This is a genomic window from Sphingobium limneticum, from assembly GCF_008710155.1.
In the GTDB taxonomy this organism is placed as follows: Bacteria; Pseudomonadota; Alphaproteobacteria; order Sphingomonadales; family Sphingomonadaceae; genus Sphingobium; species Sphingobium limneticum.
This window is the reverse complement of sequence record NZ_VYPZ01000014.1, coordinates 78,327-88,598: the sequence shown is the minus strand read 5'-3', so window position 1 is coordinate 88,598 and position 10,272 is coordinate 78,327. Positions and strand designations below refer to the sequence as shown.

The window sequence follows — 10,272 nt, the reverse complement described above, 5'->3', positions numbered from 1 at the left end:
GCGCCGAAAGCCGCTTCAGATGATCCGATAACCCGAACAATCCAGCCTGACGCATCGCCGCCTCCTGTCGGTCCCAATGAATCAAATCACACGTCGATTGGCCAGGGGTTTTTGGAGGTGCCCAGGTGCTGAAACGGGCGGGATATTAAAAGGGGCCGGAACGCGCAGCGCCCGGCCCCTTTTCCATGCTGTCGCGTGACGCGATCAGATCATCGCCATGCCGCCATTCACATGCAGCGTCTGGCCGGTGACGTAACCCGCTTCCTTGCTCGCCAGATAGACGACCGCGGCGCCGATATCGTCGCCGCTGCCCAGATCGCCGGCCGGGATCTTCGTCAGGATCGCGCCTTTCTGCGTATCGTTCAGCGCATCGGTCATGGCCGAACGGATGAAGCCGGGCGCCACGCAGTTGACGGTGATGCCGCGGCTGGCCAGTTCCTGACCCAGCGACTTGGACATGCCGATGATGCCCGCCTTCGACGCGCAATAGTTCGCCTGACCGGGGTTGCCGGTGACGCCCACGACCGAGGTGATGGAGATGATGCGGCCGAAGCGCGCCTTCATCATCGGCTTGGCAGCGGCGCGGACCAGGCGGAAAGCGGCTTCCAGATTGACCGAAATGACATCGCGCCACTCCTCATCCTTCATGCGCAGGATCAGGTTGTCGCGGGTGATGCCGGCATTGTTGACGAGGATATCGACCTTGCCGCCCAGCGCTTCCACCGCCTGCGGTACCAGTGCATCGACCGAGGCCGGATCGCTGAGGTTGCACACCAGAGTCTTGTGATCGCCGCCCAGTTCGGCAGCGAAGGCCTTGAGCTTGTCCTCATTGCTACCCGACAGCGCGAGCGTCGCACCGCGCGCCGCCAGCGCCCTGGCGATCGAAGACCCGATGCCACCGGAAGCGCCAGTCACCAGCGCGGTCATGCCTGTAAGGTCGAACATATCAGTCTCCTTGTTCTTTTTGGTTCACGCGGAGGCGCGAAGACGCGGAGGGGACATAGTCGTTGACTATGCGCTTCACTCCTTCTTTGAGCGTGGCGCCGCCGAAGTTGATGAGAAGCCCTACGGGCTGTTTGGTCAGACGAAGATAAGTCAGCAATTGTTTGGCATGGGCCGGATTGAGCCGCTCCGTCGATTTGATTTCGATCACGAGCGTGCCTTCTACGAGCAGGTCGATGCGGAACGCAGCATCGAAACGCAGACCGTCATATTCTATATCGACTGGTCGTTGTCGTTCGACATCATAACCCATGGCGGCCAATTTGGCCGCCAGGATCATTTCGTAGACGCTTTCCAGCAGTCCCGGCCCCAGTTCGCGATGGACGCGCAGGGCCAGGTTCAGAACGTCACCGCTGATGCGATCGATTTCGACCAATAGCCCTCCGCGTCTTCGCGCCTCCGCGCAAACAAAAAATCAAAACGTCGCCAGTGCGGCCTCGATATCGTCCATCGTCACGATGCTGCGCACGGTCGCGTCCGGCGCGATGCGCTTGACCATGGGGCCCAGCACCTTGCCGCCGATTTCGACGAATTCGGTCACGCCCGCATCCCACATGGCGGCGACGGATTCGCGCCAGCGGACGCGGCCCGTCACCTGTTCCACCAGACGCGCCTTGATCTCTTCCGGATCGGCGATCGGCGCCGCCAGGACATTGGCATAGACCGGCAGCAGCGGCGCGTTGATCGCGGCCTTGGCCAGCGCCTCCTGCATCGCCTCGGCGGCTGGCTGCATCAGCGGGCAGTGGAAGGGCGCCGACACCGGCAGCAGCACGCCGCGCTTGATGCCATGGTCCTTCACCAGCGCCACCGCGCGCTCGATCGCGCTGCGATGGCCGGAAATCACGACCTGCGAGGGGTCATTGTCGTTGGCGACGGTGCAGACTTCGCCTTGCGCAGCCGCATCAGCCAATGCCTGTGCCTTTTCGATGTCGGCGCCCAGCAGCGCAGCCATCGCGCCTTCGCCCACCGGCACGGCGGCCTGCATCGCCTGGCCACGCAGCTTGAGCAGGCGCGCGGTGGTGGCGATGTCGAACGCCTCGACCGCGCAGAGAGCGCTATATTCGCCCAGCGAATGACCCGCGACATAGTCGCCCTTGTCGCTGATCGAAAAGCCGCCTTCCTTCTGCATCACCCGCAGCGTGGCGATGGCATTGGCCATGATCGCGGGCTGGGCATTCTCGGTCAGGGTCAGGTCGCTATCCGGCCCTTCCACCATGATGCGGAACAAATGCTGCGACAGGGCGTCATCGACCTCCTGAAACAACGCCTTCGCCGCCGGGCTGGCGTCCGCCAAAGCCTTGCCCATGCCCACCGACTGGCTGCCCTGCCCCGGAAAAAGAAATGCCCGCATGATTATCTCCAACGCAGCGCGCCTGCCGAAAAGCGCTGAAATATAAAATCGTTACACTTTGAGACATAAATGTCATTGAGACGTACATAGCCCTGCGGCAGTCAGAGCATGGACGTCTGCCATTCCCTCGCAGGATGGCGCGTGGCGGCCCCTTTAACGATGACGGAGTGCTAGGAAAAGGTGCGATATCGCTTTGCATGGATCAGCGGGACGGCGCTCATGCTGTCCGCCTGCGCAGCGGGGCCGAATTATCACGCGCCGCAGACGAGTGCGCTGGGCGTGCCGGCCGCCTATAGTCAGGGAGATAGTGCCGCACTGAGCGACACCGATCTGGCGACATGGTGGACGCGGCTCAACGACCCGGCGCTCAGCAGCCTGATCGACAATGCGATCGCCAACAATCTGGATATCGTGCAGGCGCAGGCCCGGTTGCGGCAGGCGCGCGAGAGCCTGCGCCAGGCCAATGCCAGCTTCCTGCCGCAAGTGAGTGGGTCCGCCACGGGCGGGCGCAACTATAGCAGCCAGGATGCCGGCGGTCGCCTCGACAGCAGCGGCAACCCGATCGGCGGCGGATCGTCCAACTGGTCCAGCAGCTATTCGGCGCGGGCCAATGCCAGCTGGCAGGTCGACCTGTTCGGCGAACTGTCCCGCACGTCGGAGGCCGCACGGGCGGATCTCGCCGCGTCGGGCTACGACCTCGCCAATGTGCGGATGACCATCATATCCGAACTGGTCACCAACTATGTGCAGGCGCGGCTGGCACAACAGCAGCTGACGATCGCGCGTGAGACGCAGGCGGTGCAGAAGGATAATTATGACATTGCCGGCTGGCGCTTGCAGGCCGGCCTTGTGTCGTCACTGGACGAGCAGCAGGCCAAGGCGCAACTGGCCCAGACAAACGCCAGCGTGCCGCAGCTGGAAGCCAGCCTGCGCGGCAGCCTCAACCGCATCGCCGTGCTGACGGGCCAGGCGCCGGGTGAAGCGACCCGCACGCTGGAAACCCCCGCCCCCATTCCCGTCGCGACGACGCAGATCGCCACCGGCATCCCCGCCGACACGCTGCGCCAGCGGCCCGACATACGCAGCGCCGAACGGGCATTGGCGGCGGCGACCGCGCGGATCGGCGTCGCGCAGGCGCAGCTTTACCCCTCGCTCGGCATCAGCGGCAATATCGGCACCACATCCAACGCCTTCAAAGACCTGTTCAGCCTGATCACTGGCGGCGTCTTCGGCAATGTGGCGCAGACCATCTTCGACGGCGGCCGGCTACGCTCGCAGGTGCGGTCGCAAAAGGCGGCGACCGACGCCGCCTTCGCCGCCTATAAGCAAAGCGTCCTCACCGCGCTGGAGGATGTCGAAAATGCGATGGCCTCGCTCGACAGCGCGCGGCGGCGCAAAGTCGAATTCGCCACCGCTTACGACGCGTCGAACAATGCCGCCATCCTGGCGCGCAGCCAGTATCAGGTCGGCCTGATCGACTTTCAGACGCTGTCGACCAACGAAACCACTTTATTGAACGCGCGCAACAGCCTGGCTTCCGCGCAATCCGACGAGGTTCTGGCCATCGCCCAGCTGTATAATGCGCTGGGTGGCGGCTGGCAGAACATGGATAATCGCCCAAATGAACAATGATGTGACCCCGGACAAGGATCTGAGCGACTTCCTCGGCGAAAAGCCGCAGAAACCATGGCGCAAATGGGTGATCCGGGGCGGCGCGGGCGTCGTCCTGCTGATCCTCATCCTGCTCGTCGCCAGATGTTTTTCGGGCGAGGACAAGCCCAATTATGCGACCCGCGAAGTGCGGCAGGGCGACCTGACCGTCAGCGTTTCCGCCACCGGCAATTTGAAGCCGATCAATCAGGTCGATGTCGGGTCCGAACAGTCGGGCAAGATCACGGCGGTCTATGTCGATGTGAACGACCGCGTGACCAAGGGGCAGAGGCTGGCCGAACTCGACACCCGCCGCCTGGTCGACACGGTGAACCAGAATCAGGCGCAGGTGGCCTCTTCACAGGCCAGCGTCGCGCAGGCGCAGGCGCAGGTCGCGCTGGCGAAAGCCACCCTCGATCGTCAGGAAAGCGTATTCAAATTGTCGGGCGGCCGCGTGCCGGCCAAGACCGAAATGGATTCGGCCCGCGCCGATTATCAGGGCGCGCTTGCGAGTTTGCGGTCCGCGCAAGCGCAGGTGCGCGTGTCGCAGGCAGGCCTGTCCTCCGCCCAGACCAACCTGTCGATCGCCCAGATCGTGTCGCCGGTGAACGGCGTGGTCCTGTCGCGCGATATCGAGCCGGGCCAGACGGTCGCGGCATCGCTGAACGCGCCGGTCCTCTTCACGCTGGCCGAAGATCTGACGCAGATGGAGGTCGAGGTATCGGTGGACGAAGCCGATGTGGGTCAGGTGAAGGAAGGCCAGAGCGCCAATTTCGCCGTGGACGCCTTCCCCGGCCGCACCTTCCCGGCGAAGGTCACGCGGGTGAATGTCGGATCGAACGCGTCGAGCAGCAGTTCCTCCTCCTCGTCCAGCACGACCACGACCAGCACCACCGGCACGGTCGTCGCCTATACGGCGGTGCTGTCGGTCAACAACAAGGACGAAACGCTGCGCCCCGGCATGACCGCGACGGCGGACATCGTGACGCAGGAATTGCACGACGTGCTGCTCGTCCCCAACAGCGCGCTGCGCTTCAAGCCCAGCGCGGGTAAGCAGGGCGGCGGCATCGCCAGCGTCCTGCCCGGCCCCGGCCGGATGCGGCGCGGCGGCGCCAATCGTCAGGTCAAATTCGGCGCCGGCAGCAGCCAGACCGTCTATGTCGTGGGTGAGGATGGCAGTCCCAAGGCGCTGCAAGTGACCGTGGGCGCCAGCGACGGATCGCGCACCGCGATCACCGGCGGCGACCTGAAGACCGGCATGCGCGTCATCACCGGGCAGTTGGCGGCGGGCCAGCAGGTGCCGGTCGAGGATGACAAGGCTGAAGCTGGGCCCGACACGAAGAGCGACCGCCGCAACGCCAATCCGGCGGCTGACGGCACGCCCGCCAGCGTCGGCAAGCTCGGCAATTCGGGCGATGCCGCGCCGCAGACGGCGCCGGTCGCGCCCTCCGATGGACAGGCCGCGCCGGCCGCAACGCGCGGCACTGGTCGCCAGAGCGGAACCTGATCGCCATGGCCCCCGATCCCATCATGTCCTCGCCCATCATCTCGTTGCGCGGCGTGACGAAAGTCTATGGCGAAGGGCCGACCGCGTTTCAGGCGCTCAAAGGTGTCGATCTCGACATCCAGCAGGGCGATTTCGTGGCCGTCATGGGACCGTCGGGATCGGGCAAGTCGACCACGATGAACATATTGGGCTGCCTCGACGTGCCGTCTGGCGGCACCTATTTGTTCAAGGGCCATCATGTGGAGACGCTGGACCGCGATCAGCGCGCGCTGCTGCGCCGCCGCTATCTCGGCTTCGTGTTTCAGGGCTTCAACCTGCTGTCGCGCACGACCGCGCTGGAAAATGTGGAGCTGCCCCTGCTCTATCGCGGCGAGGACAAGAAGCTGCGTTACGAAATGGGCATGGCCGCGCTCGACAAGGTAGGGCTGAAGGACTGGTGGGATCATACGCCCGCAGAATTGTCCGGCGGCCAGCAGCAACGCGTCGCCATCGCCCGCGCCATCGTGACCCAGCCCGACGTGCTGGTGGCGGACGAACCGACCGGCAATCTCGATTCGCAACGGTCGATCGAGATCATGGAATTGCTGACCGACCTCAACAAGAATAGCGGCATCACCGTGCTGATGGTGACGCATGAGCCGGACATGGCCGCCTTCGCGCGCACCATCGTGCATTTCCGCGACGGCCTGGTCGAAAGCATCGAAGCGGGGGTGGCGGCGTGAGGGTGATGTCCGCAAAACCTTCGCCCCTTGGGGGAGAAGGATATGGAGCCTTGGCGAGTAACGAGCCTAGGCGAAGTTGGATGAAGGGGCTGCGCCTTGACCGGGCTTCGGCGCCGATCACCCCTCTCCAAGTTCGCCTAGCCGCTGAAGCGGCAAGGCTTCCTATCCTCCCCCCTCACCGGGGGGAGGAGAAATAAGATGCTAGGCACCACCGTCATCCTCGCCTTTCGTGCGATCAACCGGCACAAGCTGCGCAGTTTCCTGACCACGCTGGGTATCATCATCGGCGTGGCGGCGGTCGTCACCATGGTGACGCTGGGCAATGGCGCCACGGCGGCCGTGCGCGAACAGATCAGTTCGCTGGGCGCCAATGTGCTGCAACTGCGCCCCGGACAGGGCTTCGGCCGTGGCGGCGGTGGGCCGCGTCCGCCCGACTTCAAGGAACGCGACCTCACCGCCATCGAAAACCAGCTGACCGGCGTGCGCGCCGTGGCGCCAGTGGTGCAATCGAGCGGCACCGCCATCTATGAAGGCAATAACTGGTCCACCACCGTCTACGGCACCACATCGGCCTATTCGGAGGTGCAATCGTGGAAGGTGGCGGACGGTCGCCTGTTCCTGTCGGAAGAAGAGGAAGCGGGAAAATCCGTCTGCATCATCGGCAATACGGTGCGCACCAACCTGTTCCAGGGGGCCGAGCCGGTCGGGCAGCGGATGCGGATCAAGGGCGTATCCTGTCAGGTCGTGGGTGTTCTCGCCACGCGCGGCCAGGGCGGTTTCGGCGATCAGGACGATGTCGTCGTCATGCCGATCAAGTTCGTGCAGCGCCGCTTCACCGGCGACCGCGACATTTCGCAGATCATGGTCGCGGTCGATGACGCTTATGACACCAGCACGGTGCAGGCCAGCCTTGAGGAGCTGATGCGCGAACGGCGCAAGATCAAGGATGGGCAGGAGGATAATTTCAACGTCTTCGACACCAAGCAGATCAGCGACACGCTGACCGGCACGACCACCATCCTGACCCAGATCGTGGGCGCGGTGGCGGCGATATCGCTGCTGGTCGGCGGCATCGGCATCATGAACATCATGCTGGTATCGGTGACGGAGCGGACGCGGGAAATCGGCATCCGCCTCGCCATCGGCGCGGTCGCGCGCGAAGTGCTGATGCAGTTTCTGGTGGAGGCGATCGTCCTGTCGTGCCTGGGCGGGCTGATCGGTCTGTTCCTGGCCCTCATTGCTTCGGTCGCCATCGCTCCGCTGATGCAGGTGCCCTTCCTCTTCGACGTGAAGGTCAATGCCATCGCCTTCCTCTTCTCCGCTGCGATCGGCGTGGTGTTCGGTTACTTCCCGGCCCGGCGCGCGGCCGCGCTCAACCCGATCGACGCGTTGCGGCATGAGTAGGTGAGCGCTGACGACGAGTTTCTTTCATCTCTTCTCCCTTGGAGGGAGAAGGATACGCAGCCTTGGCGACGAAGGAGCCTAGGCGAAGTTGGATGAGGAGGATTGGCGCAAGGCTGACCTGTTTCCGCAAGGTCGCTTCCCCCTCACCCAGCTACGACTAAGGCAGCAAGCTGCCAAGTCTGCGCAGCCCTCTCCCTCAAGGGAGAGGGATAAATTATGTCGGCTCTTCACCCCAATACGCCCCCGTTACATTTTCCGACAAACGCCCCTGCCGCTCGGCACAATCCTGCGACATCCCTCTCCTAATGCCCTTCCATACCGCCACCCCGGCGGCCTGGAAGGATAAACCCCATGAAGACCATCGCCCTCAGCCTTGCCAGCAGCGCGCTGGTCCTTGGCCTCAGCCTCTCCGCCATGGCCGCAGCGCCCGCCAACGGCGGCGCCCCGGTGATCGAGGGCAAGGACAGGCCCATCCTGCTCGCCCGCATGGTGGTGAGCGCGACGCCGCTACCCAACTGATCGCCCGCTTCGTCAACGCGCAAGCCTCGCAGCCCATGCTGCGGGGCTTTTTGATTCAGGCGCGCGAAACCCGCGCGATTCCGCCCTTCCTGAACAACTGTTCAGCTTAAATTTCAATATGTTACATTTTTCGACAATATCAGCCCGTCCGCGACACATCTGCGCGACAAGCGCCGCCTATCTCTGTCTTCGACGCCACGGAAAAGGCGCCCGTAACACGGCAGAAGGAGCAAGACATGTTCAAGAAGATCCTCATGGCCCTGGCCACCACCACGCTGGTCGCCAGCCCCATCGTCACCGCCCAGGCGCAGGCCGCCCCCAATCGTCACGAGGTCAGCCGCACCACCGTCCAGCACAAGGCGAATGGCCGCACCGTCGTCAGGAAGCAGACGGTCGTGCGCAAGGATACGCATCGCCGCTGGGCCAGGGGCCAGCGCTTCGACCGTCGCTACGCCACCAATTACCGGGTCGTGAACAATTATCGCGACTATCGCCTGTCGGCCCCGCCGCGCGGTCAGCAGTGGGTCCGGTCGGGCAATGACGCGGTGTTGATCGCCATCACCAGCGGCCTGATCGGCGCGGTCGTCGGCAACGCCATCCGTTAAGCACCGCCATAAGGTGAAAACGCCCCGGAGCTTCGCTTCCGGGGCGTTTTCGCGTCTAGACCAGACCGGTCAGATAATAGAGCGCGATCACCACGAAGACGGTCAGCGTCTTGATGATCGTCAGCGCGAATATATCCTTGTAAGCCTGCCGATGGGTCAGGCCCGTCACCGCCAGCAACGTGATGACCGCACCATTATGCGGCAGGCTGTCCATCCCCCCGCTCGCCATGGAGGCGATCCGGTGCAGCACTTCGCGCGGGATGCCGGCCGCGTCGCCCGCCGCGGCGAACTGCTCCGCCATCGCGGCGAGCGCGATCGACAGGCCGCCCGACGCCGATCCGGTAATGCCCGCAAGCGACGTCACCGTGATCGCTTCGTTGACCAGCGGATTGGGAATGGCGCGCAGCGCATCCTTGACGATCAGGAAGCCGGGCAGCGCCGCAATCACCGCGCCGAACCCATATTCCACCGCCGTGTTCATGCCGGCCAGCAAGGCGCCGCCGACCGCCGCCTTCGATCCTTCGGCAAAACGCTGCGCCACGGTGCGGAAAGCGAAGAGCAGGATGGTACCGATGCCCAGCAGCAGCGCGCCCTCCACCGCCCAGAGCGCGGAAAGCTGCGCTACCTTGACCGCAACCGGTTCCGCCATGCCGGGCAGCGACAGCGTCACATCCGGCCCGTTCACCCAGCGCGGGATCGCCAGCGTCAGCAGCAGATTGCCCACGCCCACCACCAGCAGCGGCAACAGCGCGATCAACGGATGGACGCGATCATCCTCGTCCCGCTCCTCCGGCTCGTTCACCAGCGTTTCGGGCGCGCCATAGCCCTCCCCCGCCGCCAGCATCGCCCGGCGCCGCCAGGCCAGATAGGCAAGGCCACTTACCGCAATGAACGCAGATCCGATCAGCCCCAATATCGGCGCCGCCCATGTGGTGGTGCCAAAGAAGCTGGTCGGGATGATATTCTGGATCTGCGGCGTGCCGGGCAGCGCATCCATGGTGAAGGTCAGCGCGCCGAGGCCGATCGTGGCCGGCACCAAGCGCTTGGGAATGTCGGCCCGCCGGAACATCTCGGCCGCGAAGGGATAGACGGCAAAGACCGCGACGAACACCGATACGCCGCCATAGGTGAGTAAGGCCGTCACTGCCATGATCGCCGGAATCGCCCGCCCCGCGCCGATAAAGCCGATCACCGCTGTCACGATGGCGCGGGAAAAGCCCGATATCTCCACCAGCTTGCCGAACAGCGCGCCCAGCAGGAACACGGGAAAATAGAGCTTCAGGAAACTGCCCACCCGATCCATGAACAGGCCGGAAAAGGCGGCGGGGACAGCGACGGGATCGGTCAGGAACACCGCCAGCATCGCCAGCAGCGGCGCCATGACGATGACGCTCATCCCCCGATAGGCGGCGATCATCAGCAATATCAGCGATAACGCGGCGATCGCGACGGCCATGCACTCTCCCATCCCATTCTTGCCCTCAGTCCGTTCTTCCTGAGTAGCCACTGAGC

The 10,272-nt window shown here is 64.2% G+C and carries 10 protein-coding genes; 6 read left to right on the top strand and 4 right to left on the bottom strand.

The annotated features are described in order from the left end of the window. Positions 1-204: 204 nt before the first annotated feature. Genes fabG through fabD form a run of 3 tightly spaced genes read right to left on the bottom strand, consistent with a single transcriptional unit; the run spans position 205 to position 2,353 of the window. Positions 205-945 carry a 3-oxoacyl-[acyl-carrier-protein] reductase gene (gene fabG / locus F4U94_RS16185; protein ID WP_120249584.1) on the bottom strand — a complete coding sequence of 247 codons (741 nt, stop codon included), beginning with the start codon at positions 943-945 and terminating at the stop codon, positions 205-207. Position 946: 1 nt separating this feature from the next. Further along, a complete protein-coding gene (locus F4U94_RS16180; RefSeq protein WP_120249583.1) occupies positions 947-1,378 on the bottom strand; it encodes a GxxExxY protein in 432 nt (143 codons plus the stop codon). A gap of 39 nt (positions 1,379-1,417) precedes the next feature. Beyond that, a complete protein-coding gene (fabD, locus tag F4U94_RS16175) occupies positions 1,418-2,353 on the bottom strand; it encodes an ACP S-malonyltransferase (RefSeq protein ID WP_120249582.1) in 936 nt (311 codons plus the stop codon). Positions 2,354-2,533: 180 nt separating this feature from the next. On the opposite strand from fabD, the gene F4U94_RS16170 reads away from it, so the two are divergent. The 6 genes from F4U94_RS16170 to F4U94_RS16150 all read left to right on the top strand — a co-directional run bounded on the left by F4U94_RS16170 (position 2,534) and on the right by F4U94_RS16150 (position 8,760). Then, positions 2,534-3,985, top strand: a complete 1,452-nt coding sequence (locus F4U94_RS16170) for an efflux transporter outer membrane subunit (RefSeq protein ID WP_120249581.1) — start codon at positions 2,534-2,536, stop codon at positions 3,983-3,985. Next, the gene (locus tag F4U94_RS16165) at positions 3,975-5,510 is read left to right on the top strand and encodes an efflux RND transporter periplasmic adaptor subunit (RefSeq protein WP_150412013.1); all 1,536 of its coding nucleotides are present in this window, start codon (positions 3,975-3,977) and stop codon (positions 5,508-5,510) included. Before F4U94_RS16170 ends, F4U94_RS16165 begins: the two co-directional genes overlap by 11 nt. 20 nt (positions 5,511-5,530) lie before the next feature. Next, positions 5,531-6,232 (top strand): ABC transporter ATP-binding protein, encoded by a 702-nt coding sequence (locus tag F4U94_RS16160; RefSeq protein ID WP_120251965.1) that lies wholly within the window; start codon positions 5,531-5,533, stop codon positions 6,230-6,232. Between the two features lie 198 nt (positions 6,233-6,430). Further along, positions 6,431-7,636, top strand: a complete 1,206-nt coding sequence (locus F4U94_RS16155) for an ABC transporter permease (protein WP_120249579.1) — start codon at positions 6,431-6,433, stop codon at positions 7,634-7,636. A gap of 351 nt (positions 7,637-7,987) precedes the next feature. Next, a complete protein-coding gene (locus F4U94_RS24400; protein WP_170271949.1) occupies positions 7,988-8,155 on the top strand; it encodes a hypothetical protein in 168 nt (55 codons plus the stop codon). A gap of 236 nt (positions 8,156-8,391) precedes the next feature. Then, positions 8,392-8,760, top strand: coding sequence for an RcnB family protein (locus F4U94_RS16150; protein ID WP_120249578.1), 369 nt, complete (start codon positions 8,392-8,394; stop codon positions 8,758-8,760). A gap of 55 nt (positions 8,761-8,815) precedes the next feature. On the opposite strand, the gene F4U94_RS16145 is transcribed toward F4U94_RS16150, so the two are convergent. Next, positions 8,816-10,216, bottom strand: a complete 1,401-nt coding sequence (locus F4U94_RS16145) for a GntP family permease (protein ID WP_120249577.1) — start codon at positions 10,214-10,216, stop codon at positions 8,816-8,818. Positions 10,217-10,272: the final 56 nt, after the last annotated feature.